Annotated in this window: 16 protein-coding genes, 1 tRNA gene and 1 pseudogene; 13 read left to right on the forward strand and 5 right to left on the reverse strand. The window is 69.1% G+C overall.

The window, feature by feature from the left end:
- Positions 1–11: 11 nt before the first annotated feature.
- The 5 genes from OG607_RS24670 to OG607_RS24690 all read left to right on the forward strand — a co-directional run bounded on the left by OG607_RS24670 (position 12) and on the right by OG607_RS24690 (position 4,985).
- Positions 12–782, forward strand: a complete 771-nt coding sequence (locus OG607_RS24670) for a hypothetical protein (protein ID WP_405727396.1) — start codon at positions 12–14, stop codon at positions 780–782.
- Between the two features lie 91 nt (positions 783–873).
- Entirely contained in the window at positions 874–2,088 is a 1,215-nt protein-coding gene (locus OG607_RS24675; RefSeq protein ID WP_405727399.1) for a DNA polymerase III subunit delta', read from the forward strand.
- A gap of 76 nt (positions 2,089–2,164) precedes the next feature.
- Positions 2,165–3,154, forward strand: coding sequence for a hypothetical protein (locus tag OG607_RS24680; protein ID WP_405727402.1), 990 nt, complete (start codon positions 2,165–2,167; stop codon positions 3,152–3,154).
- A gap of 80 nt (positions 3,155–3,234) precedes the next feature.
- On the forward strand, positions 3,235–4,812 hold the full coding sequence (locus tag OG607_RS24685; protein WP_405727405.1) for an alpha/beta hydrolase: 1,578 nt from the start codon (positions 3,235–3,237) through the stop codon (positions 4,810–4,812).
- Between the two features lie 96 nt (positions 4,813–4,908).
- Positions 4,909–4,985, forward strand: a tRNA-Thr gene (locus OG607_RS24690).
- Between the two features lie 568 nt (positions 4,986–5,553).
- On the opposite strand, the gene OG607_RS24695 is transcribed toward OG607_RS24690, so the two are convergent.
- Positions 5,554–8,052, reverse strand: coding sequence for a LamG-like jellyroll fold domain-containing protein (locus OG607_RS24695; protein ID WP_405737017.1), 2,499 nt, complete (start codon positions 8,050–8,052; stop codon positions 5,554–5,556).
- Positions 8,053–8,586: 534 nt separating this feature from the next.
- On the opposite strand from OG607_RS24695, the gene OG607_RS24700 reads away from it, so the two are divergent.
- Complete coding sequence (locus OG607_RS24700; protein ID WP_405727408.1) at positions 8,587–10,548, forward strand: RHS repeat-associated core domain-containing protein; 1,962 nt, start codon at positions 8,587–8,589, stop codon at positions 10,546–10,548.
- Positions 10,549–10,936: 388 nt separating this feature from the next.
- On the opposite strand, the gene OG607_RS24705 is transcribed toward OG607_RS24700, so the two are convergent.
- Positions 10,937–11,176, reverse strand: coding sequence for a hypothetical protein (locus OG607_RS24705; protein WP_405727411.1), 240 nt, complete (start codon positions 11,174–11,176; stop codon positions 10,937–10,939).
- Positions 11,177–11,195: 19 nt separating this feature from the next.
- Between OG607_RS24705 and OG607_RS24710 the strand changes: the two genes are divergently transcribed.
- Positions 11,196–13,391, forward strand: coding sequence for a YncE family protein (locus tag OG607_RS24710; protein ID WP_405727414.1), 2,196 nt, complete (start codon positions 11,196–11,198; stop codon positions 13,389–13,391).
- A 948-nt stretch (positions 13,392–14,339) separates the two neighbouring features.
- Here the strand turns inward: OG607_RS24710 and OG607_RS24715 are convergent.
- Positions 14,340–16,379, reverse strand: coding sequence for a glycogen debranching N-terminal domain-containing protein (locus tag OG607_RS24715; protein WP_405727417.1), 2,040 nt, complete (start codon positions 16,377–16,379; stop codon positions 14,340–14,342).
- Positions 16,380–16,508: 129 nt separating this feature from the next.
- Here OG607_RS24715 and OG607_RS24720 point away from each other — a divergent pair, with 129 nt between their 5' ends.
- The 6 genes from OG607_RS24720 to OG607_RS24745 all read left to right on the forward strand — a co-directional run bounded on the left by OG607_RS24720 (position 16,509) and on the right by OG607_RS24745 (position 23,152).
- The gene (locus tag OG607_RS24720; RefSeq protein ID WP_405727420.1) at positions 16,509–17,570 is read left to right on the forward strand and encodes a LacI family DNA-binding transcriptional regulator; all 1,062 of its coding nucleotides are present in this window, start codon (positions 16,509–16,511) and stop codon (positions 17,568–17,570) included.
- Between the two features lie 164 nt (positions 17,571–17,734).
- Positions 17,735–18,985, forward strand: a complete 1,251-nt coding sequence (locus OG607_RS24725; protein WP_405727423.1) for an extracellular solute-binding protein — start codon at positions 17,735–17,737, stop codon at positions 18,983–18,985.
- 112 nt (positions 18,986–19,097) lie between these two features.
- Positions 19,098–20,174: a carbohydrate ABC transporter permease gene (locus tag OG607_RS24730; protein WP_405727426.1), complete on the forward strand. Its 1,077-nt coding sequence runs from the start codon at positions 19,098–19,100 to the stop codon at positions 20,172–20,174.
- On the forward strand, positions 20,171–21,028 hold the full coding sequence (locus OG607_RS24735; protein WP_405727429.1) for a carbohydrate ABC transporter permease: 858 nt from the start codon (positions 20,171–20,173) through the stop codon (positions 21,026–21,028). The genes OG607_RS24730 and OG607_RS24735 overlap by 4 nt, the downstream gene beginning before the upstream one ends.
- A gap of 66 nt (positions 21,029–21,094) precedes the next feature.
- A complete protein-coding gene (locus tag OG607_RS24740; protein ID WP_405727433.1) occupies positions 21,095–22,795 on the forward strand; it encodes an alpha-amylase family glycosyl hydrolase in 1,701 nt (566 codons plus the stop codon).
- Positions 22,796–22,954: 159 nt separating this feature from the next.
- Complete coding sequence (locus OG607_RS24745; RefSeq protein WP_405737507.1) at positions 22,955–23,152, forward strand: hypothetical protein; 198 nt, start codon at positions 22,955–22,957, stop codon at positions 23,150–23,152.
- 275 nt (positions 23,153–23,427) lie between these two features.
- On the opposite strand, the pseudogene OG607_RS24750 reads toward OG607_RS24745, so the two are convergent.
- Together OG607_RS24750 and OG607_RS24755 are read right to left on the reverse strand one after the other, a co-directional pair.
- Positions 23,428–23,520: pseudogene (locus OG607_RS24750) on the reverse strand (IS5/IS1182 family transposase); the annotation flags it as partial.
- A 240-nt stretch (positions 23,521–23,760) separates the two neighbouring features.
- Positions 23,761–24,738 (reverse strand): aldo/keto reductase, encoded by a 978-nt coding sequence (locus tag OG607_RS24755; RefSeq protein ID WP_405727436.1) that lies wholly within the window; start codon positions 24,736–24,738, stop codon positions 23,761–23,763.
- Between the last annotated feature and the right edge of the window lie 265 nt (positions 24,739–25,003).

A 25,003-nucleotide genomic window follows, 5' to 3' on the forward strand; every position in this document is an offset into this window, starting at 1 on the left:
GTACAGAGAACATGCGCATCCGTACCGCGGCCGCCGTCGCCGCCGCTGCCGCCGCCCTCAGCGGGGCGGCGGCGCCGGCGGCCATGGCCGCCTCGTCCGACAAGGACACGATCTACGTCTACGACGAGGATCTGGCCAAGCACCGCGGCAACGACGCCGAGGTCTGCCACTTCCACTTCAACGCCGCGAACTTCGAGGCGGGGGAGACGGTCACCTGGTGGGTCGAGTACTGGACCCCGGACCTCAACGGCCACCAGCTGGGCGAGGACGCGCTGAGCGGCACGCTCACCGTGGACGACAAGGGTGAGGGCTCGACGGCCTCCATCGACTCGCTGGCGAACGGCAACTACAAGCTGTACTGGGAGCGCAAGAAGGACGAGGTCGGGCCGAAGCGGTTCACGGTGACGTGTGCGGCGTCGTCAGCCTCGGCCTCGGCTTCGCCGACGGAGTCCGCGTCGGCATCGGAGTCCGCGTCCGCCTCGCCGAGCGAGTCCGTCTCCGAGTCGGTGTTGGCATCGGCGTCGGAATCCGCGAGTGAGTCCGTCTCCGCCTCCGCGTCCCCCTCCCCGAGCGCGTCCGTGATCGTCGGCTCTCCGGACCCTACGACGACGGCTTCGGCGAGCGCGAGCGCCTCGTCGTCCACAGCTGTGGACGACGGTGACGACCTCGCCGAGACCGGCGCCTCGGTCGGGATGGCCGCCGCCCTCGCCGCGGGCTGCCTCGCGGTGGGCGCGGTCATGATCGGCCGGAGCCGCCGTACGAGCACGAACCGCCGTCACTGACCTGATCACTGGCCCGACCTGTCAGTGCCGTACCCGACAATGGTGAGTACGCAGTACGCAGGTACGTGTGATCACCGGAGGACGGTCGGCGATGGCGGTATGGGACGACCTGGTCGGACAGGACCAGGTGACGGCACAGCTGTCCGCCGCCGCGCGGGACGCCGACGCCTTTGTCACGGCGGCGGCGTCCGGCGCGGCCCCCGCCGCGTCGGGGTCGGGTATGACCCACGCGTGGCTGTTCACCGGACCGCCCGGCTCCGGGCGGTCCACCGCCGCCCGGGCCTTCGCGGCCGCGCTGCAGTGCGTGAGCCCGGACCGGGCCCTGGGCGGCGTCCCGGGCTGCGGTTTCTGCGACGGCTGCCATACGACGCTGATCGGTACGCACGCCGATGTCGAGGTGGTCCGTACCGAGGGCCTGTCGATCGGCGTCAAGGACACCCGTGACCTGGTCCGCCGGGCCGCGCTCTCCCCGGCCGGCGGCCGCTGGCAGGTGATCCTCCTGGAGGACGCCGACCGCCTCACCGAGGGCGCCGGCAACGTCCTGCTCAAGGCCGTCGAGGAGCCCGCCCCCCGTACCGTCTGGATGCTCTGCGCACCCTCCGTCGAGGACGCCCTCCCGACGATCCGCTCGCGCTGCCGGCTCCTCTCCCTGCGTACGCCGCCCGTCCAGGCCGTCGCCGAGGTCCTGGTACGCCGTGACGGCATCGACCCGGCCGTCGCCGATGCCGTCGCCCGCGCCACGCAGGGCCATATCGGCCGCGCCCGCCGCCTCGCCACCGACGAGCGCGCCCGGGCCCGGCGCGCCGCCGTCCTGAAGCTCCCGCTCCGCGTCGCCGATGTCGGCGGCTGCCTCAAGGCCGCCCAGGAGCTCGTCGACTCCGCCTCCGAGGACGCCAAGGAGGTCGCGGAGACGGTCGACGCCAAGGAGACCGAAGAGCTGCGCGCCGCCCTCGGCGCCGCCGCCGGTGTCGGCAGCCGCATGCCCCGTGGCACCGCCGGCGTCATGAAGGACCTCGCCGACCGCCAGAAGCGCCGCTCCACCCGCACCACCCGCGACACCCTCGACCTGGCCCTCACCGACCTCGCCGGCTTCTACCGCGACGTCCTCGCCCTCCAACTCGGCTCCGGCCTCGCCATCGCCAACCTCGAATCCCGCGACGCCCTCGACCGCGTCGCCGCCGAGTCCCGCCCCGCACACACCCTCCGCCGCATCGAGGCGATCCTCGCCTGCCGCGAAGCCCTCGAGCGCAACGTCGCCCCGCTGCTGGCGGTGGAAGCGATGACGCTGGCGCTGCGAGCGGGCTGAGCCACCGCGCGGCCGTCCGGGTGACCGTGCCGCGTCAACGCACGGCACCCGTCGCCACGTACCCCACGCTGTCAACGTGGCCGCCCCCCTTCCTCTCTTCCCCCTGCTCACCGCCGCCCTCGCAGCCGCGACCGCCACCGTCCTCGGCCTCTCCGCCCTGCGCCACTGGTGGGCCGAACGAGCCGGCAGGCCGTACGAACTGCCGGTCAACCGCACCGGCACCGCCCTGCGCGCGACCGCCGCCGCCGTCGCGGCAGCCACCGCACTGGCCGCGCTGTACGTAGGGATCGGATCCTGGCCCTGGGGGAGCGCACGCCCGGCGCACAATGCGGCCGCCCACACCCCCGTACGCGCCCCCCTGCGCGCCCCCGCAGCCGCCCCCGCCCCGACTCCCGCCCCCGCGCCTCCGGCGCGGCCCCGAACCATCGCGCACCCCGCCGACGGCACCCTCCAGCAGCTCGCGGACGGCACGCACATCTGGCTCCCCGAGCAGTACGGCTACGCGAGCGCCGCGGACCTCGACTTCCCCCTCGTCATCGCCTACGCGCCGAAAGCCCAGGTCAACAGCCTCCTCACCGCCTTCGCCGCCCACACCGCCCGCGGCCTGGCCGACCCCTTCGTCGTCGTACTGCCAGGCCCCGGCCGCTGCGGCACGGCGGTCCCGACCAAGCTCCTGGACGGCTACCGCATCGCCCCCGCCCGCACCGCCCGCGCGCTGCTCGGCCTGGGCGACGAAGCCGCACCCTGCGCCGTGAACGAGGCCCTCGCCCACCCCGGCCGCTACGAGGCCGTCGCCGCGGCCTCGGCCACGTACGACCAGCCATCCCCGGCGCCCGGCGACGACCGCCCCCGTACCCCTGCCCGCACCCAGCTCCTCCTCGCCACCCCCGCCGGGGACGAGGCACGGGCCGCATCCGCCCTCCGCCTCCGCGACGCGCTCAGGGCAGCCGGCCCCGGCGAGGTCCGGATCCTCGACGGCATCGACCCGCCCCGCCGCCTCCTGGCCCTGATCGCGGGTTACTTCACCGAGAAGCTGGACGGCCCCGCACACCCGAATCACCCATAAGAGGACGTCGGAGGGCGGATCCCACCCCACCCGGCCGGATACGCTCGCAATCACCCGACGGGAGGAACCGAGGCACCTTGATGGACACCCCGCGCCTGCTCCGCACCTCCGGCACCGTCCTCGCGGTCGCCGGGCTGCTGCTCACGGCATGCACCGCAGGGGGCGAGGGCCACAGCGCCGCCGCCTCCTCCCCTTCGTCTTCACCGCAGTCGACGCTCTCCGCACTGCCCTCGTCCGCCACCTCGGACTCCGCCGCGCTGAAGCCGTACTACGACCAGACCCTGAACTGGCACGACTGCGGGGCCGCCGACTTCCAGTGCGCGACCATGAAGGTCCCGCTGGACTACGCCGCCCCCTCCACCGCCACCGACCTCAAGCTCGCCGTCGCCCGCAAGAAGGCCACCGGCCCCGGCTCCCGCCTCGGCTCCCTCCTGGTCAACCCGGGCGGCCCCGGCGGCTCGGCCATCGACTACCTGCAGTACGCGGCCGTCGGCTACCCGGCCCCCGTCACCACCCGCTACGACATGGCCGCCGTCGACCCGCGCGGCGTGGCCCGCAGCGAGCCGGTCAAGTGCCTCACCGACAAGCAGATGGACGCCTTCGCCGCCACCGACGTCACCCCCGACGACGCCGCCGAGCAGAAGGCCCTCGTCACCGCCGACAAGAACTTCGCCACCGCCTGCCAGCAGCGCTCCGGCAAGCTCCTCGCCCACGTCTCCACCGTCGAGTCCGCCCGTGACATGGACATCTTCCGGGCCCTCCTCGGCGACACCAAGCTCACCTACGTCGGCAAGTCCTACGGCACCCTCCTCGGCGCCACCTACGCCGGCCTCTTCCCCTCCCGCGTCGGCCGCCTCGTCCTCGACGGCGCCGTAGACCCCTCGGTCTCCGCCCTCGAGTCCTCCCGCGCCCAGGCCGGCGGCTTCGAGACCGCCTTCGCCGCCTTCGCCAAGGACTGCGTCGCCCGCTCGACCTGCCCCCTGGGCACCGGGAGCGTCAAGGCCGCCGGGGCCGACCTCGACACCTTCTTCAAGCAACTGGACGCCAAGCCCCTCCCCACCGGCTCCAGCCGCAAGCTCACCGAGGCCCTCGGCACCACCGGCGTCATCTCCGCGATGTACGACGAAGCCATGTGGACCACGCTGCGCAACGCCCTCACCAAGGCCAAGACCAACGGCGACGGCAGCGGCCTGCTCCGCCTCTCCGACTCCTACTACGAGCGCGACTCCAGCGGCCAGTACGCCAACCTCATGTACGCCAACGCCGCCGTCAACTGCCTCGACCTCCCGCCGGCCCTCTCCGGCCCCGACGCCGTCGACCGCGCCCTCCCCTCCTTCCTTGCCGCCTCCCCCCACTTCGGCGCCAACCTCGCCTGGTCCAGCCTCATCTGCGGCTACTGGCCCATCCCCAACACCGGCGCCGCCCACCGCATCTCCGCCCCCGGCGCCGCCCCCATCCTCGTAGTCGGCACCACCCGCGACCCCGCCACCCCCTACGCCTGGGCCCAGTCCCTCGCCGAGCAACTCGACTCCGGCACCCTCCTCACCTACAACGGAGACGGCCACACCGCCTACGGCCGCGGCTCCGACTGCATCGACACCGCCGTCAACCGCTACCTCCTCGATGGCGACGTCCCCGCCGACAACAAAACCTGCTGACCCCACCACCTCTGACCAGGCCCCGCCTGGTCAGAGGCACCCCCCAATACTGTGTAGACTTGGGCCCGCTGCTGAGCCACTCTGGCTGGGCAGCTTGCCGCCTTAGCTCAGATGGCCAGAGCAACGCACTCGTAATGCGTAGGTCTCGGGTTCGAATCCCGAAGGCGGCTCCATGGTGAACCCCAGGTCAGGCCTCTGACCTGGGGTTTTTCCGTTCCTGTGACCATGGAAAATCCCTGGGGAGGGGCTTTTCGGCCTACGCATTACGGTGCGTTGGTCGCCGGTTGTCTCGCGGGAATGGCAAGCGGAACATGTTCGTGGTTTAGCCCGTTGACTTGGGGTTTCTTGGCAGTGTGCTGATCTTGACGGCGCGTTGAGTGGGACGCGGGTTGGTCAGGGGAGCGCGAGGGGAGCGCATTGGGACAGCCCGAGCGCGGCGGGCGGTCTGCTTGGTCCGCATCCGCATACTGCAAAACGGCCCTCAGTGACGCTTGCGGGAACGGTGGAGGGACGGTTCCCACCCGGCTGTCGGCAGGAGCCGTGACCTTCTCGGACTGGGCGGCGGGAGGGGCGTTGCTTGCTGCGCGCTTGTTGTGACTCGACAAGTGAGCCGCCGCACCCCGCACACCGCGTTCTCGTCGGCCGCCTGTCGACGATGGGGGTCCGTCGGCCATCTGTCTGTGTCATGGGTCGGCCCGTCCCGGGGTGCTGCCGGGACGGGCCTGGAGATGGCTGTGTTGCTCAGTCGAGTTGGACGGCCTTGGGGGTGTCGCCGGTGGCTGCGGCGTCGGCGGGGGGCAGGGCGGTGGGGTAGAGGCGGATGTTGCTGATCGAGGCGTTGGCGTATTCGACGTAGCCGCCGCCGCTGACGGTGCGGCCGATCTGGAGGGGGCCGGTGGCGTTCCAGGGGGTGTAGGTCCAGGCTTGGGTGCCGGTGAGTTTGCCGTTGACGTAGAGGCGTAGTTCCTGGGCGGGGGCGTCGTAGACGCCTACCAGGTGGGTCCACTGGCCGGTGGTGGCCTTGCTGCCGTAGGCGGCACGCCAGGGGCCGCCGGCGACGTCGGCGCTGCGGCGTCCGAAGGCCCAGGCCTGGGCACCGGAGGAGTAGTAGAGCTGCAGTCCGGGGCCGTAGTTGGTGGCGCCGGGCTGCGAGATGAATGTGCTGTTGGCGGCCAGCGAGTTGAGCTTGACCCAGGCTGAGACGGTGTAGCTCTTTGATGTGTCGACGGCGGGTCCGGTGGCGGCGCCGTAGCCGGTGGTACCGGTGAGGCTGAGGACCTTGCCGCGGGAGGTGTCGGTGGCCCAGCTGTATGCGCCGGACAGGGTGGCGCTCAGGGTGCCGGTGCTGTCGGCGCTGGTGGCGCCGGTGCCTTCGGCGAGCTTCCACCAGTGGGTGGCGGTGTCGCTCACGGAGCCCAGGGAGACCGGCGGGGCGAATGCGTAGGTGGGCGGGGTGGCGGTGCTCTGCCGGTACGGGTACTCGATGAGCTGGCCGGAGGTGTCGACGGTGTACAGGTCGGGGATGCCGTCCGGCCCACCGGCGGTGGCGTCCTGGACGAGGCTGTTGACGTCACCGGGCGAGGCGATGAGGGGGTAGCTCGCCGGGGGCAGGGTGAGGCCGAGGTTGGTGTGGACGGTGGGGTGGAGCAGGGGAGGCAGCCCGGTGCTGTCCGGGGTGATGTCGTAGCTGTACAGGGCGCCGGTGGTGTTGTCGCGGGACCACAGGACCGGTGCGCCGTTCAGGGTGCCGGCGGCGATCAGGGTCTGGCCGGACCAGTCGCCGTCGCCGAGGAGCAGCGGGTAGACCAGGCCGGGGCCGCCCGTGGACTGGTAGAACCAGAGTTTGTTGTTCTCGACGGTGATGATGGCGGGGTACTGGCCGGATCCGTAGTTCTGAGCGATGAGTTGGCTGATGTTCCAGGGCGTCGATGAGTCGTATCCGGCGCCGCCGCAGCGGCTGTCGGGAACGGTACCTGTCACGTCGCAGCTGGGCCTGCTCAGGCCGACAGGCGATTCCCGCTTGCCGAGGAAACCCGGGTAGGTGGAGTAGGTGCCGCCTCCGGCTGCCGGGTCGAGGTCGTTCTTGACCACGTAGAGCTGCTGGTTCTGCTTGTTGAACGCGATGAGGTCGTCGAAGTCCTGTCCGTGCAGGTTGCCGCGGTGGGCGATGAGGTAGTTGTTCCAGTCGGTGCCGTCGGGGGATTCGTCCTTGGTGGAGACGATGGTCGGACCGGTGATCGGCGGGGCCGTAGTGGTGACCGGACCGCTCTGCGCGGGTGTGGCGGACTGGGCGGGGTCGGTGTTGCCGGGGATGAGTTCGAGGTCGCCGGTTTTGGTGGTGGCGAGCAGGTCGGGGACTCCGTCGCCGGAGATGTCACCGGGTGTGACCTTGGTGGTGGGGTTCCAGGGGACGGTGTAGGTGTAGGCGGTGGGGCTGGTGGAGATGTTGCCGGCTTTGTCGACGCCGGTCACGTACAGGGTGTGGACGCCCCAGTCGGTGATTGGCACGAGCAGGGTGGCGGTGGAGCGGCCCTGGGTGTCGGTGCCGGTGACGTCGGCGGGGGTGGCGTCGGCGGCGGTGGGTGGGGTGTCCAGTTTCCACAGGAAGTGGTCCATGCCGCTGGACTTGCAGGGGCCGGGGTCACAGGTGGTGTCGGAGGCAGGGCTGTCCACGGCGGCCACGGTGAAGTCGGCCGTCTTGCCCACGCCGGCGTAGACCATGGGGTCGGCGGAGCCGGAGCCGACCGGTGGGAAGGACGGGTTGGTGGTCACGTCCGGGGTCTGGGGGGCGGTGAAGTCGGCGGTGAACCAGCAGTGGTCCGACTTCGCCGATGTCAGCTTGAGGGTTGAGTTGTCCTCGGCGTAGGCGTCCCAGCCGTACTGGTGGCCGTCCTTGAGGGTGAAGCCGATGTTCATGACCGCGTCGGTGGGGGTGGTGGTGGCGAGGAAGGCGCTGTCCGGTGTGGACATGGCGGTGCCGTTGCCGTCGCCGTCCGGATCGACAGCGCGGTCCCAGACGTAGTAATGGGCCTTGACCAGCGCGCCGGACATCGGGCTGTCGACGAGGGAGTGCAGTTTGATGTTGCTGCCGGCGTCGGAGTAGGTCGTCGCGCCGATCCAGCCCGCGCCGCTGGTGGTGCAGGCCGCGGCGGCGCCGGTGGCGCCAGGGGTGGTGTGCAGGCTGGTGGGCACGTAGGGCGGGACGTCGAACCGGGTGGTGAGTTTCAGGGTGGTGGACATCCGCAGGTAGTCGTCGTTGCTGCTGGAGATCGACTCGTTGCCGTAGAGGCCGAAGGTCCAGGTGTTGGTGGCGGCACCGTAGGTACCGTCCGCGTCGTAGCCGTCGCCCTCGGCGTCGGCGATCTTCTGGGCCTGGTCGGTGACGTGGAAGGTGGCGGTGGTGTTGCTGCAGGAGCTGCCGGAGTTGGCGCCGCTGGGCACCGTGTCCGTCGCCGGTGGGAAGGCGGAGTCGTGGGTGCCGGGCCTGGACAGCCAGTCGGTGCTGGAGCTGATCGCGTTGACGGTGTGCAGGGTGAGCGGCTGGTTCTGGCTGCAGTTCCAGCTTGCCGCGTACGTGGTGGAGACCGTCACGAAGGCGTCGTAGACCACGAACGACGAGTGTAGGTCTTTGGTGTTGAGGGCCCAGTAGGACCGTTCAAGGCCGGTGCCGCAGGCGCCGCCCCAGCGCTGGTAGCCCACGCCTTGGCCGTTGGTCTGGGCCTTGTCGTACTGGGGGGAGTTGTTGCAGGTGGAGCTGGAGTAGACCTCGGTGAAGTGGCCCACGGTGCTGGTGACCGGGTTTTCGTAGGGGTCGATGAACACCGGGTAGGTGGTGTCCGGGCCGGTGAGCAGGTCGGCGTCCGGGGTGAGGGTGAGGGCGTCGCTGGTGGCGGTCATGGGTACCGGTGCGACGGTGGCATCGGTGCCGGGGCCGTCGACGGAGGATGCCTCGACGGCGGTGGCGACCGGACCGGTGGCGGCGTCTGCCTCTGCGTCGGACTTCTGGAGCAGCGTCGGCGGAGTGCTCGGGGCGCTGGAGTCCCACATCAAGGGCTCGGGGCCGGTGTACGCCAGGTCGCCACCGCCGGTACCGGCGCCACGCCCCCCGGCCGGACGCAGAACCTCACCTACGACGCCGAAGGCCGAACCGCATCGGTCTCCACCCCGTCGGGGACCAGCACCAACACCAGCAAGTATCTCTACGACGCCGACGGAAACCTCCTGGAGCAGACGTCCACCGTCAGCGGGACCGACAAGACCCGCATCCTGTATCTCTTCGGCGGCACCGAACAGATCACCCAGAATGTCTCCGCCAAGACCTGCACCGGCCTGCGCAACTACACCGGCCCCGACGGCACCACCATCACCCGCTCCAGCTCCGGCACCGTCACCTACCAGGTCGCCAACGCCCAGGGCACCGCCACCACCGCCATCGACGCCTCCACCCTCGCCGTCACCCGCCGCTTCTACGACCCCTACGGCAACCCCCGCGGCACCAAGCCCACCACCTGGGTAGCCGCCGACGAGAACCACGGCTTCCTCGGCCAACCCACCGACGCCACCACCGGCCTCAACCTCCTCGGCGCCCGCAACTACGACGCCACCCTCGGCCGTTTCCTCACCCCCGACCCGATCTTCCAGGCCGGCGACCCCAACCAGATGGGCGGCTACACCTACGCCGCCGACAACCCCGCCAGCGGCTCCGACCCGACGGGCTACGACGACTGGTACAGACACAAATCGCTGAACCCATGCGTCGTCGACTGCACCCCCCACCCGACCCCTTCCGCCGGTACTCCCCCCACCGACACCTCCAGCGGCAGCACATCCTCATCCACCGCTTCTCCCGCGCCCGCCGCCCAGTCCGTCCCGTACGCCAATCCCCCTGACCCCAACGCCGGCAACCTCATCGTGGACGTTGCTGTTGGCTTCTGGGACATGGCTGTCTGCACCTTCTGGCTCAACGGGGGCGGGCAGAGCCACACCGATGCCTGCGATGTTGCCGGAGGCCTCTATTCCGGTGGGCTGGTTGACGGCCCGGAAGTGGGGGCCGTCGGCGCAGCGGAGGAAGCCGAGGGCGCCATCGAGAGTGACGCCGCCGCTGCCGCCGGCGCCGGAACCAAGGCCGTGAACGAAGCCACATCCGACGCCGAGGACTTGGCGAACCTCAAACGCGCCAACGCCCAAGGCCAGGCCCAGAAAGCCGAAGCCGCAGCAGCCAAACCCAGTGACCCCGGCGCTGGGTCCTCCGGCACCAAACCGGCGTCCGCTGCTCCACGAGGCACGACGTCCCGTGGCGAGGCTGGCGCCAAATCCAGACCGTCTTATAGTCACACGGAATCGGCTCCGCCCGGCTGGGCTCCGGCAGGGCAGTTGGCGCGTGGTGAGCACCTGGCGCGTGCCGCGGCTGTAGCCAACCGTACGTCGAAGACCTCCACGCGCTCGTACGTCTCTGGTTACCACATCGAGACGGGCGACCTGGCGGTGGCATCTTCCGGCCCAGGGCCTGGCGGCTGCGCATTGACCTACTGCGCCGAAGGCAATGTGGTGAATCTACTGGGTGGAGACTGGACTAAAATTCGATTTGGAACAGCATACGTCGCGGAGCGATCAGATAACGGATTCATTGCGACCGGTAAGTATGTCTGTCCGAAGTGCCAGCTGGACTATCCGCAGGCAAGCGTTGGAGAGGGTGTTGCTGGGGACCCGGAGGGGTCATGGTACGAGTCGAGATAAGATGCGCGGATGCGCATCGAAATTATGGGGAGTTGACGGCATGGTGAGTCTCGCGCGTGCAGAACTGGCACGGCACGACTGGGATTCTATCGAATGCGGGTGCGGGCTCCCGTCCCGTCATCTCCTCGATACTCTCGAGTCCATCATCGATGGGAATGCGTCCGGGGCGATCGGTAGTCTCGAAAATCATGTCTTTGTCCAGTCCGTCCTGATGAGTCCCGCACCGGCTGTCTGCGCGGTCGTTATGGCTCTTATGGTGGACGGGATGGCCCCGGATCAGGTGAGGGACGTTCTCCGACTTATCCTCGGCTTCGCGGCCGGGGAGGAGGACGGTGACACGCTCGAATCGAGTCTGTACCTTCAATGTGCCGCAGTAATCCGCGATGGACTACTGCTTGTCTACCGAGAGTTCCTTGCCGCCCGGAGTCCAGAAGTCAAAGGGTATGCGGATGATATTCTGGAAATTATCGAGGAGGATTCTGCAAGACTGGAATTCTATCGGCGCCTGTAAAGCAAACCTTGAGGAATTCATGAAATTGGCCAGGTTCTCTTTGGGGATCGCGCTCGCTGTTCTGGCCGGGGTCACCTGTGGCATCGCGCCGGTTGCGAGCGCCGCAAGTGCGGACATCGCTGTTCCGTTGCCGTTCGTGCATTTCGCGGACATGGTGGTGGACGCAGCGCACGGTCATGTGTTCATCAGCGGCGGTTCCGGCAGTGACAGTCTGCTGGTCACGGACCTGGACGGGAACACGGTCGCCACCATCCCGTCGGAGCCCGGTGCGACGTCCCTGGCGTTGTCCGGTGATGGCGGGACGCTGTATGCGGCGCTCACCGACGGCGACGCGATATCCGTGATCGACACCGGCACGCTGAAGGAGACCGCCCGCGACGATACCGGCAGTGGGACGCACCCCGCCTCGCTGGCGGTCGCCGGGGGTCGGGTGTGGTTCGGCTACGGGACGGCCGGGGCCGGGGCGATCGGCTCGTTGGATGTGAGCGGAGCCGGGCCGGATGCCGTCGCGCTGGACCAGGACCCCGCCGGTACGTGGGCGGGGGCGCCGTTGCTGGCGACGAGGCCGGGACAGATCGGCTCGTCCGGGGTTCTGGTGGCCGGGGTGCAGGGTGCGGATGCCGCTGACTTCGCGGTGTTCGACGTGTCGTCAGGGGCGGCTGAACGTACGGCTTCCACGACGCTTGCCATGACAGGTCTGGCGCAGTTCGCCGTCACGGCGGACGGCAAGGACGTCCTGATCGGGCGCCTGGGCCAGCACCTGACGACGAGCGATTACCGCACTTCCGACCTCGCTCCGGATCCTGATGGCTACGGCAGGTGGTTCTACCCGACAGCGGTGGGCGTCGCTCCCGACGGCGCGATGGTCCTGAGCCAGAGCGACCACCTGCTTGAAATCTACCGCCCGGACAATGCGACACCGATGAACTATTTCGCGGGTCCTGACTTCTCTCACTTCGCGGACCGTGGCGTGGCGTGGGATCCCGATGGCAGCAGGCTCTTCGTCGTGACGGTCGACAACGCCTCGGGCCAGCCGACGCTACGGGTGGTCAAGGGCCCGGAGGTGGCGATCACGGACGCCTACGGGACGATGGGCAGCGTGGTCAGGCCAGGCGAGGCGGTCACGGGCTGGCTCCGCATCGTGACGGAAGGAACCCCGTTCGTCAGTACGGTCGCGCATGTCACGCGGATCGATTCGGCCCACCCGGACGGGGTCGCGCTGCCCGACCCGCTCTACACCGCCATCTCCGGCAGGGCTGGATACTTCAGCTTCTCGGACACCCCGCCCGCAGAGGGCAAGTACACCTACCGGTTCGTCTACACCGGCGATGCCTCCCACCAGCCTGCCGACGGCAGTTTCGACGCCACCGTCGCCAAAGGCGTCCCCTTCCTCGCCCTCACCGCCCCGGCCAAGAGCGGCCGCGCCGTGCCGCTCACCATCCCCGGGCACCTGTTCACAGGGCCGTACGCTGCCGGCGAGGTCGTCCATGTCACCAGGACCGACGCGGCCCACCCGAAGGGCACCGCGCTCAAGGACGCGCCGCTGGCCGCCGACGGCACCTTCACCATCGCCGACACCCCCACCGTGGGGGCGGCGAACACCTACACCGTGACCTACCCCGGCGACAGTGCCAACAAGGCCGCCTCCGGCTCGGCCACCGTCCAGGTCTCCCGCGCCGCCACGGCCCTGAAGGTGTCCGCCAACGCCAAGACGTACGCCTACCACGCCCAGGCCACCGTCACCGCCCACCTCGGCACGACCTACAACAGCCACACCGTCGCCGTCTACGCCCAGCGCAGCGGCAGCGGGAAGAAGACCCTGATCAAGTCCGGCAAGGTCGACGCCCACGGCAATCTGGTCGTCCACTACAAGCTCACCCACAACACCACCTTCACCGCCGCCTTCACCGGCGACTACCGCTACGCCCCGGCGACCGCCACAGTCTCGGTCGCGGTCCACGCCAAGGTCATCGACAGCCTGCGGCTGTACGACCACAGCACCCACATCGGCGGCCACCTCTACCGCGTCTACATCCGCGACGCGCCCCCGGCGCCGCAGTTCATGGCGACGATCGCCCCCGTCGACGTCGGTAAGTGTGTGTATGTAACGCTGCAGCGCCTGCGCTCCGGCCACTGGCGTACCGTCAGTACCTCCGCCTGCCAGACACCCGGCGGAGGCAGCGCGATCGTGGACAACCTGCCCTGGAAGGGCATGGCGAACGGCGCCCGGTACCGGATCCGCGCACACTACGTCCACGACAGCACGCACCTGGGCAACCTGAACGCCTACGGCTCCTGGCAGTACCTCACCATCACGCCGCACCCTGCCTGACCGACCGACCCGACGCGTGAAACCCCGCCATACGCAAGGTGGCGGGGAACCCGCGTCGCCCAAGTGCAGCCAGTCCCACTGTCGCCCGAGAGGCGCCATACAAGACGGGGCTGAGGACGAAAGGGGAGCGCAAGGGGAGCGCGGACGCCTTTGGACCTGCCAACACGAGGTGGCACAACCGGCCCGACTCGTGTCCTCTGACCAGGCAAAATGAGAACTGGCAACACCCCAGGGCATGACGCAGCACGACCGCTCGCGTACTCGTAATGCGTAGGTCTCGGGTTCGAATCCCGAAGGCGGCTCCATGGTGAACCCCAGGTCAGGCCTCTGACCTGGGGTTTTTTGCTTTCTTTGACCTTGGGATTCGGGCGAATCGGATACCCGTACTCTGCGGATCGTAATGCGTAGGTCGGCTGTTTGATTTCTGCGACGAGATCTGCGGTCTTAAGCCTCTGAACTGGCCTTTCTCGTCGGGAGTAGATCGCGAGGGACCCGTTGCGAGAGCCAAGGGGAACGTATGGGGAACATGGCGTCAGGCAGTGTCCCCTTCGGAGGCGTTCGACGCGTCGTCCTCGTCTTGATCTCCCTCCGGCTGGCTTTGTTCGCGTTGTGCGATGGCAGACGGTCGCGCACACCCATGCCAGTGGACGTGGTTACTACCGTGGAGAGAGCCTGACTTGGCCGCTGGGCTACTTACCTCCACGAGAGCACGAGCATCCGGGATGCGTTGTATTCGCTAACCGCAACGTCACCTCCAGATGTCTCGCCCACGTGGGCACCTGCTCCGCCTCGCCGTCGAGTTCGCTCTCGGTGACAACAGGTAGTCCGGGTCGCTGTACGAGCCGCTCACGCCATGCCAGAACGACCCCACCAGATAGGCCCCGACGAACCCCCCTCTCGGTTGTCCGTCGAGCGGATCAAGCTCCGTTTGCGCGCCGACCCGGGCTGCTACACGTCAATCCGGTGCTCGCCGATCAGCAGGCCTCGGACCGTGATACCGGGGTCGGTCGTCTCGCGGAGCGGGCGGACTCTCAGCGTCGCCCCGGGGAGATCGGGGGTGATTCCGAGCAGGGTGGTGAGCAGGGTGATCGAGGATGCGGCGGCCCATGCCTGGGGGCGGCAGGAAGCCGGGTAGGGGGTGGGGGTCCCGCCTCTGCGGGCGGGTTCGCCGCCGTGGAGTTCGGGCATCCGGTAGTGGAAGCCCGGGGCGGCGTCGAGGATTCCGTCGATGAGTGCGGCGGCCACCTGGGCGGCGCCGGGAACGCCCTGGGCGGCGGCGAGGCCGAGGCCGTGGATGGTGAGCGCCGTGTCGTGGGTCCACACCGATCCGCCGTGGTAGCTCAGCGGGTTGTATCCGGCAGCGGAGGTGGCCATGGTGCGCAGGCCGTATCCGGAGGACATGGTGGGCGAGCCGAGCCTCGCGACCACTGCGGCCGATTCCTCGGCGTCGAGGATGCCGGTGCCGAGCAGGTGCCCCATGTTGGAGGCGACCGAGTCGACCGGTGTTCCCTGGGCGTCGAGGGCGACTGCGGGGAAGCGGCCGGTCGGGTCGGTGATCCAGAAGTGCTCCCGGAAGCGGGCCGACAGTTCGGCGGCCCAGGAGCGCCAGCTGTCGCCGCCGGGCCGGCCGAAGGCGTCCAGCAGCGCGGCCCCGCAGATGGCGGCCTGGTAGGCGTAGCCCTGGACCTCGCTCAGCGCCAGGGGTGCTTGGGCGAGGCGGCCGTCGTTGAACTGGATGGAGTCGTTGGAGTCCTTCCAGCCCTGGTTGGCCAGGCCGTGGCCCGAGGAGTCGACGTAGCTGAGGAAGCCCGCCTCGTTCTGGCCGTGGTCGCGCATCCAGGCCAGTGCCGCGGTCAGCGGGTCGAGCAGCTTGGCGACCTCGTCCTCGGGCATGCCCCAGCGCCAGGCGTCGTGGAGCAGGGTGATCCACAGGGGGGTCGCGTCGACGGTCCCGTAGTAGACGGGCGGCAGCGACAGCTGCTGGTCGGTGTCTGTGAATGCCTGGTGTTCGGTGGTTTCGCGCCGGATCTCGTGGAGGATCTTGCCGGGCTCCTCGGCCGTCGGCAGGTCGACCTTGGCGCCCTGCCTGCGGGCCAACGCCCGCAGAGTGCCCGCCGCGAGCCGGGTTCCCAGAGGCAGCAGCATCCGGGCGGTGATGAGGGAGTCCCGGCCGAACAGGGTGAGGAACCATGGGGCGCCCGCGGCGATGAAGTGATCGTCGGGGTCGGCGGCGTCCCGCAGTTCCAGGCCGCGCAGGTCGGCCAGGGACTGCTCGACCAGCAGCGCGAGGCGCGGATCGGCGCTGTCGACGGTGATGTCCGCGATCACTGACTCCGGGCCGCGGTCGAGTACCGGGGACGGGTCGGGGTCCCGCGCGACGATGTCGACGGTGAAGCGTGCGGTCTGCCCGGGTTCCAGGGCGACGGGCCAGCTCAGCCGTCCGCCGGCCGGGGCCACGCCTGCCGGCAGCGGGCGGGCGGTCGCCTCGACCACCGGGCCCCCGTCCCCGGAATCGGTGGACCAGGTCAGGCCGTCGGGCAGCGGGGCGGCCGGGAGGTCCGTGGCCGGGCGGCCGGTCTTGACGTCCGCGATCGCGGCGAGGTCGCAGCGCAGGGTCAGCGTCAACGAGGTGGTCACCGGCACCCTCGCCGCGGAGCGGATCTCGACAGTCTCGCGCACCCGGTCTGCCAGCAGTTCCCGGCGGCGTTCCACCCACACCGTCGGGTCGGCGCCGTTGTCCCCCAGCCCTCGGGCGACAAGGAGGGCGCGGGTTGTGCCCGCTCCCTGGAACTCGCCCAGTACGGAGGTCAGTTCGGCCCCTTGGAGTTCGACGGCCGAGACGGACAGGATGCGCCGGTCGTTGACGAACACGCCGTTGACGCCGCTGCCCGCGATGCCACCGTCCCGCCCGGACAGCGCCACCGCCGGGGCCCGTACCGCGCACAGCAAATCATGCAGGTACGGCTGCTGCGGAGGTGTCTCTGCCATGGGTTTCCCATCTCGTGTGACTGACTTTCGGCCGAAGACTATCCATTTGAACGTTCATATGGAACAGTATCGCCAGCTTCCCTTAGAACGATCAAAATCACCTACGGCAAAGAAGCCGGAGCGCACACCATGACGCCTGATCGACGAGTGCCGGGCGAGCCGTCGGCTCGCCCGACCATCAAAGCCGTCGCCCAGCACGCCGGGGTCTCGTACCAGACGGTCTCCAACGCGATCAACGCACCGGACCGGCTGAAGCCCGACACTCTGGCACGGGTTCTTGAGTCGATCGAGGCCCTGGGCTACAAGCCCAGCCAGGCCGCCCGCAACCTGCGGACCCAGAGCACCGGCATGATCGGCTTCCGCTTCTCCCGCTCCTCCGGCTCCGGGATCGCCTCGATCGAGGACCGGTTCCTGCACGCGCTCTCCGTGGCGGGCCGCGAACGCGGCTACGGGGTGATCGTCTTCTGCGCCGACGACGATGACGACGAGATCGTCATGTACGCCGACCTGCTGGGCCGCAACGCCGTCGACGGCTTCATCCTGATGAACTCGCACAGTGCGGATCAGCGCACCACCTGGCTGTCGGACCGCGAGATCCCCTTCGTCTCCTTCGGGCGGCCCTGGAGCGAGCCCGCCCGGCCGTACTCCTGGATCGACGTCGACGGTGCCAGCGGCGTCCGCCTCGCGGTGCAGGACCTGGCGGCGGCGGGACATCGCCGGATCGGATTCATCGGCTGGAACCCGGGCGACGAAGTCGGCGACGACCGCTACGCGGGCTGGCTGGAAACCACGAAGGCTCTCGACCTGCCGTCGGAGGGGCTGGCGGCCCGGGGCCCGGGAGGAATAGCGGGCGGCGCGGTGCTGGCCGAGCAGTTGCTGAGCGCCCCCGCGCCGCCGACCGCCCTGGTCTGCGTGTGCGACGCCACGGCTGTCGGCGCGATGCAGGCGGTACGCCAGCGTGGACAGACCGTGGGCCGTGACGTGGCGGTCATCGGCTTCGACGACAGCCCGCTGTGCACAGTGGTCCAGCCCACCCTGACCAGCCTGCGCCAGCCGCTGGAATCCGTCGCCCGGCGGTGCGTCGATTTACTCGCCGAGCACATCGACGACCCGAACCGGCCGCCCCACACCTCCATCGTCGAACCGGCGCTGGTCCAACGGGAGAGCAGCACCACCGCCACCAGCGAGTGACGCGCCCGGTCCGCACCACGCATGGGTGACCTCTTCCTCGCCGCCCTGGCCGCAGAGGTCCCGCACACGCCGCGAGAAAAACCCCCTTCCCGCCCGGCGTGCGGCTCAACGCGCCCCGAAACATGCCCCAAAACCTGAACCCATCACCCCTGAAGGACACTCCCATGAGACTTCGCTCCAGAACCACCCTCGCCCTGGCCTGTGCCGGAGCGACGCTGCTGTCCCTGAGCGCCTGCGGAAGCGGCCTCAACGGCGGCAAGGCCTCCGACGACGGCAAGAAGACCGGCGTCACCATCAAGGTCCTGATCGCCTCCTCCGGAGACGCCGAGACCAACGCCCTCACCGCCGCGGGCAAGGCCTGGGGGAAGAAGACCGGCAACAAGGTCGTGGTGACACCGGCCAAGGACATCACCCAGGAACTCACCCAGGCACTGGCCGGCGGCACCCCGCCCGACCTCTTCTACGTCGACGCCGCGAAGTTCCAGGGCCTGTCCAAGTCGCTGGCCGACGTCGGGGAGAAGGTCACCGACTCCTCCGACGTGTACCCCTCGCTGCAGAAGACCTTCACCAAGGACGGCAAGTACTACTGCGTCCCCAAGGACTTCTCCACCCTGGCTCTGGAGATCAACACCACGCTGTGGTCCAAGGCCGGACTGACCGACGCGGACATCCCCACCACCTGGGCCCAGCTCGAAACCGTCGCGAAGAAGCTGACCACATCCAAGGTGACCGGGCTGGTCATGGGTGACACGCTCGACCGCGTCGGCGCCTTCATGCACCAGGCGGGCGGCTCGGTGACCTCCGCTGACGGGTCGAAGATCACCGCCGACTCGGCGGCCAACCTCACCGCGCTCAAGTACGTCCAGAAGCTGAGCAAGGAGGGCGTACTGAAGTTCCCGGCCCAGGTCTCCGCGGGCTGGGGCGGCGAGGCGTTCGGCAAGGGCAGCGCGGCCATGACCATTGAGGGCAACTGGATCGTCGGCGCGCTCAAGAACGACTTCCCCAACGTGAAGTACAAGGTCGTCCCGCTCCCGGCCGGGCCGAAGGGCAACGCGACACTGTCCTTCACCCAGTGCTGGGGCGTCGCCGCGCAGGGCACCCATCAGACCGCCACGGTGGACTTCGTGGACTACCTGACCTCCGTCGACCAGCAGGTCGCCTTCTCCAAGGCCTTCGGCGTCATGCCCTCCCGCCAGGCGGCCAAGAGCCAGTTCGTCAGCCTCTACCCCGACCAGCAGGCATTCGTCACCGGCGCCGACAACGCCTTCGGCCCCGTCGGCTTCACCGGCTTCGACGCCGTGCAGAAGGACTTCGACTCCAAGATCGCCGGACTGTCCGACGGCTCCTCCGACCCCAAGTCCATGCTCAGCTCCCTCCAGAAGAACGCCACCGCCGCCCTGCAGAGCGCCGGCTAGGCCCAAGCCCCGCCCGGCGCCCGCGGACACCTGACGGTCCGCGGCCGCCGGGCGGCCCACCCGGCGCACCGGCCCGCCCGGCCGCCCCTCCCGCCGACCAGAAAGACACGAGATGAGCGCAACCGGCACGACGACCCGCACCACCGGCTCCACCGCCCGGCGCCGGCGGCCGGCCGAACGCCACCGCTCCGGCGAGAACCGCCGCCAGGCCATCGCGGGCTGGCTGTTCGTCTCACCCGCGCTGCTCATCCTGGTGATCTTCCTGGTCGTCCCGATCCTGCTCGCCCTCTACGTCAGCTTCACCAACTGGGACGGGCTGTCCAACCCGCTGACCGGCGACGCCGGGTTCGTCGGCCTCCACAACTACAAGCAGTTGCTCACCAATGACACCCTGGTCCGGCAGACCTTCGCCGGCGCGCTGCGCAACAACTTCTGGTTCGTCGTCTTCGTCGTCCCGGCGCAGACCGCGCTGGCGCTGTGGCTGGCCGTACTGGTCAACAACAAGTACCTGAAGGGAAAGAGCTTCTTCCGCACCGCGTTCTACTTCCCCTCGATCACCTCAAGCATCGCGATCACCCTGGTCTTCCTCTTCCTCTTCCAGGGCGGCGGCGCGGTGAACGGCCTGCTGAACCTCTTCGGCGTCCAGGGACCCAACTGGCTCGCCGACAAGCGGGGCCTGTTCCATGTCTGGCTGGGCGGACTCGGCGTCGACGGACCACCCGGGTGGGCCAAGCACACGATCATGTCCCAGTCGGTCTGGGACTGGCTCAGCGGACCGTCGATCGCCATGAGCGTGATCATGATCCTTGTCATCTGGACCACCTCGGGCACCTTCATGCTGATGTTCCTGGCCGCCCTCCAGAACATCAGCGAGGAAGTGGACGAGGCTGCCGAAATCGACGGCGCCGGCGGCTGGGAACGCTTCCGCTACGTCACCCTCCCGATGCTGCGACCCACACTCCTGCTGGTCCTCACCCTGGGGCTGATCGGCACCTGGCAGGTCTTCGACCAGATCTACCTCACAGGCAACAACCCCGCCACGCGGACCCCTGCCTTCATGTCCTTCGACCAGAGCTTCCAGAACAACAACTTCGGCGTCGGCGCGGCGATCGCCTTCCTGCTCTTCGGATTGATCATGGTCTTCAGCACAGCGCAGCGCCGCCTCGTCAAGGAGGACATCACCTCATGACGCGTCTGCGAACCCACTCAACGGGCCGGCGGCTCCTCGGATACACGGCGCTGATCGGATTCGCCCTGCTGTTTCTCGGCCCGTTCGCGATCCAGATCGCGACCGCATTCAAAACCAGTCCGGACGCGACGAGCCATCCTCTCTCGCTGATACCGAACCCGGCGACGATGGCCTCCTGGAAACGGATCTTCGGCTACTCCGACGAGCAGCCGGTTCCGTTCGGCACCTGGCTGATGAACAGCATCATCGTCTCCACCAGCATCACCCTGCTGCGGGTCTTCCTCGACAGCCTCGCCGGCTACGCCCTGGCCCGACTGCGGTTCCCCGGCCGACGCCTGGCTCTCGGGCTTGTCCTGTCCGTCCTCGCGGTGCCCCCCGTGGTCCTGCTGATCCCCCGGTTCCTCGTCCTCCAGGAGCTGGACCTCTACAACTCCTACGCCGGCATGATCCTGCCCATCGCCGTGGACGCCATGGGCATCCTCCTGATGCGCGGCTTCTTCCTCCAGGTACCCCTGTCCATCGAGGAAGCCGCCCGCATCGACGGCGCCGGGGTGTTCCGCACCTACTGGGAAGTGGTCCTGCCACTGGTCAAGCCCGGACTCATCACCCTCACGATCCTGTCCTTCCAGGGCTCGTGGAACGAGTTCAGCTTCTTCCTCGTCGCGACATCGGACCCGAAATTCAACACCCTCACCACCGGCCTGGCGAAGTTCAGCGGCTCACTCGGACAGGGAAACCAGTTCCCGGTCACACTCGGCGCGGCCCTGCTCTCCACCATCCCGGTCGCGATCCTCTTCCTGATCTTCCAGCGCCACCTCATCCGTGGCCAGCTCGCCGGAGGCGTCAAAGGCTGAACGCCGGTTCCCAGCCGCACAAGGAGCCGTACACCCACCCCACCGACACCGACAGGAAGCAACACCATGCCTCTGGCCTCCCGTTCCGCCTTCGCCGCCTCGCCCGACGGCACGCCCTGGTGGCGGGACGCCGTCATCTATCAGGTCTACCTGCGGTCCTTCGCCGACGCCAACGGCGACGGCATCGGCGATCTCGCAGGTCTGCGCTCCCGGTTGGATTACCTGGCAGACCTCGGCGTGGACGGCCTGTGGCTCAACCCCTGCTACCCCTCCCCGCAGGCCGACCACGGCTACGACGTGGCCGACTACACCGACATCGAACCCGCCTACGGCGACCTCGCCGCCATGGACGCGCTGATCGCCGACGCCCACAGCCGGGGCCTGCGGGTGCTGATGGACCTCGTGCCCAACCACTGCTCCAGCGCCCACCCCTGGTTCCGGGCCGCACTCACCGCCGCGCCCGGTTCACCGGAACGAGGGCGGTTCATCTTCCGCCCCGGGCGCGGCCCGGACGGCGAACTGCCCCCCAACAACTGGCCATCCGTTTTCGGCGGCCCCGCCTGGACCCGGGTCACCGAACCCGACGGCACACCCGGCGAGTGGTACCTGCATCTCTTCGACACCGAGCAGCCGGACTTCGACTGGCGCAATCCGCAGGTGCAGAACATGTTCGACGACGTCCTGCGCTTCTGGTTCGACCGGGGCGTCGACGGCTTCCGCATCGACGTCGCCCACGGCCTGTACAAGCACGCCGACCTCCCCGACTGGACGAGCGACCACTACTACAACGGCCACGCCTGGAACCAGCCCGAGGTCCACGAGGTGCACCGCCGCTGGCACCGGATCGCCGCGTCCTACGCCCCCGATCGCGAACTGACCCTCGTGGGCGAGATATGGGTTCCCGAAGTCACCGACCTGGCCGCCTATCTGCGCCCCGACGAACTGCAGCAGGCGTTCTTCTTCGACCTGCTCATGCAGCCGTGGGACGCCGCCGGCTTCCGCGCCTCCATCGACCGGGCCTTCACCGAGATCGGCTCGACCGGAGCGGCCATCACCTGGACCCTTTCCAACCACGACGTGCACCGGGCCACCACCCGCTACGGCATCGTGCACCCCGAGGAACCCCACGAGTCCATCGACCTGCAGACCCGCCTCATGCGCCCCCGCGGCGAGGTCGACACCGCCCTCGGCGAGCGCCGGGCCCGCGCCGCCGCGCTGCTCCTGCTCGCCCTGCCCGGCACGCAATACCTCTACCAGGGCGAGGAGCTGGGCCTGCCCGAGGTACTGGATCTCCCCGACGACGCACGCCAGGACCCCACCTGGTTCCGCTCCGACCACAACGACCCCGGCCGTGACGGCAGCCGCGTCCCCCTGCCCTGGACCACCCGACCCGGCGACTTCGGCTTCTCCGGCACCGACGAACCCACCGCGGCCCCCTGGCTTCCGCAGCCGACCTGGTTCGCGAAGTACGCGGCCGCCGAGCAGGCCGCCGACGCCGCGTCCACGCTGTCCATGTACCGGCACGCCCTGCGGGTACGCCGCACCGCGTTCCCGGGCACAGCCGACACCGTCACCTGGCTCGACGTACCCGAACACCCCAACGTGCTCGCCTTCCGCCGCTCCGACGTGACCTGCGTCGTCGCCTTCGGCACGGAACCCCTGCCGCTCCCCGGCGAATGGGGCGAGGTACTCGCGGCCAGCGACGCACTCGACGGACGTATGCTCCCCGGCGGCACCGCGGCCTGGCTGCGTCACCCAGCCCGCTGATACGGCATCCATAGACCCTAGCCAGTTGCCCTCGGACCGAGGCCAGATCCTCGCCTTCGGCGTACTACTCCTGGCCCTGCCCGTACTGATTGCTTCGCCCTCTTCCAACGCTGCTTCGCCCAGGGCGTGGCCAGCTCCGCAGCCAAGGGATAACACCCGATGCTTCACCTGAACCATCAGCACATCACCGTCCTCGGTGAATGCGTCGCCGACGCCTTCACCGCCCCGGATCCCAGTGCCCAACTGGACGCCCTCCCTGACCTGCTCGGTACCAGGCGCGGACCCGCCATGGGCGGACCAACTGCCGTCGGCGAACGCCGCCTTGCCCAGACTTCCCCCGAAACCGTCGCCCCGTAAAGACGCGCGTGGATTCCACCCGCACGCTGGGAGTGCCCGGGACCTGGCGTTACCAGTCGGTGGGCATGTACGTGGCGGTGTAGCGACCGCCTGCGGAACCGTGGGGCAGGACCTCGACGATGCGCTGGAGATAGGCCGGCGTGAGTTCCACGTTGGCCCCAGACGCTCTCCTCGACGTGGGTCGCGCTGCGGGTGCCGGGGATAGGGACAACGCCGTCGCCCTGGGCCAGCAGCCAGGCGAGGGCAGATGGGTGACGGTGATGGTTGGCGGGGTTGACGAGGCAGCAGGCGAGTTTGAGCAACGCTTCGTGGATGTCGGCTCGTCGTTCCCATCGGATGCGCAGACGGCGGAAGCCGTGCAGCCGCGCAGTTGGGTCGGCCGCGCGGAACAGGACTCGTCCCAGGGCGAGCACCTCACCGCACGGCCGCCCCAACTGCGCGGCTGGGACGGTGCCGACGCCTCTCAAAGGACTACGAATACCTGCGCGTCTGCTCGGAGAATGCCATCCACCCCTCCATGGCCATGCTCCTCCTGGCTCCTCCCGGCTCCTCCTGTGCCGCCTCGCAAGACCAGCCCGCTCACAGGCTTTTCAGACGCCCCCAGCCGATCAGAAGTAGGTGGGCAGGCGCGGGGTGTAGGGGTCTTCCAGTGCGGCGATCTCGTCTTCGGTGAGCGTGAGGTCGAGGGCGGCGACGGCGTCGGTGAGGTGGTGGGTCTTGGTGGCGCCGACGATGGGCGCGGACACGACGGGGTTCTTCAGTACCCACGCCAGTGCGACCTGGGCCATCGGGACACCGTGCGCATCGGCGATCTTCTGGACGGCGTCGACGATGGCTTCGTCGGTGTCGACGAACAGGGGGCGGCCGGCGTAGTCGGTGTCGGGGGCGGCCTTGGCCCGTGCGGTGCTGTCCTGGCCCCAGGGGCGGGTGACACGGCCGCCGGCCAGGGGACTCCAGGGGATGGAGCCGACGCCGGAGTGGGCGAGCAGGCCGAACATCTCGCGCTCCTCCTCCCGTGCCAGCAGGCTGTACTGGTCCTGCATGGACACGAAGGGCGTCCAGCCGTGGCCCTGGGCCGCGTGCTGCATGGTGGCGAACTGCCAGGCCCACATCGAGGAGGCGCCGAGGTAGCGGACCTTGCCGGCCTTGACGAGGTCGTGCAGAGCTTCCATGGTCTCCTCGACCGGGGTCTGCGGGTCGAAGCGGTGGATCTGGTAGAGGTCGACGTAGTCGGTGCCCAGCCGGGTCAGGGAGGCGTCGATCTGCTCCATCACGGCCTTGCGCGACAGGCCCGACCCACCGGGTCCGTCGTGCATGGGGTTGAACAGCTTGGTGGCCAGGACGACGTCGTCGCGCTTCGTGTACTTCTTGATCGCGCGGCCCACGATCTCCTCGGAGGTGCCGTAGGCATAGATGTTGGCGGTGTCCCAGAAGGTGATCCCGGACTCGATGGCCTGGCGGAAGATCGGTTCGGCGCCGTCGTCGTCCAGAGCCCACGGCATTTGCGAGGTGTCGCCGAAGCTCATGCATCCGAGTGCGATGCGGCTGATCTTCAGTCCGGAGGTGCCCAGACGGGTGTACTGCATGACGCGCTCCTCATCGTCGGCGCAGCCGGCGGACACCGGCTGCTTCATCATCGAGGCTAGGCAGCCGACGGTGGCGGTGGGAGATGCTGCCAGCACCCCCAACCGGGCAAGCGACACGCCTGCCGCCGAGGTATGGGCCGCCTGGGGCGCGGTGCTTCCTGGCCACCCGACGGGCACAGATCACCCCCGGACCAGGTCGGCCGGACCCGCGGTCAGGTGCGCGCGAGGACCTGCGGCCCGGCATGATCGTGCGGTGGTGCAGCGG

Origin of the sequence: Streptomyces sp. NBC_01537 (assembly GCF_045040445.1) — a bacterium.
In the GTDB taxonomy this organism is placed as follows: Bacteria; Actinomycetota; Actinomycetes; order Streptomycetales; family Streptomycetaceae; genus Actinacidiphila.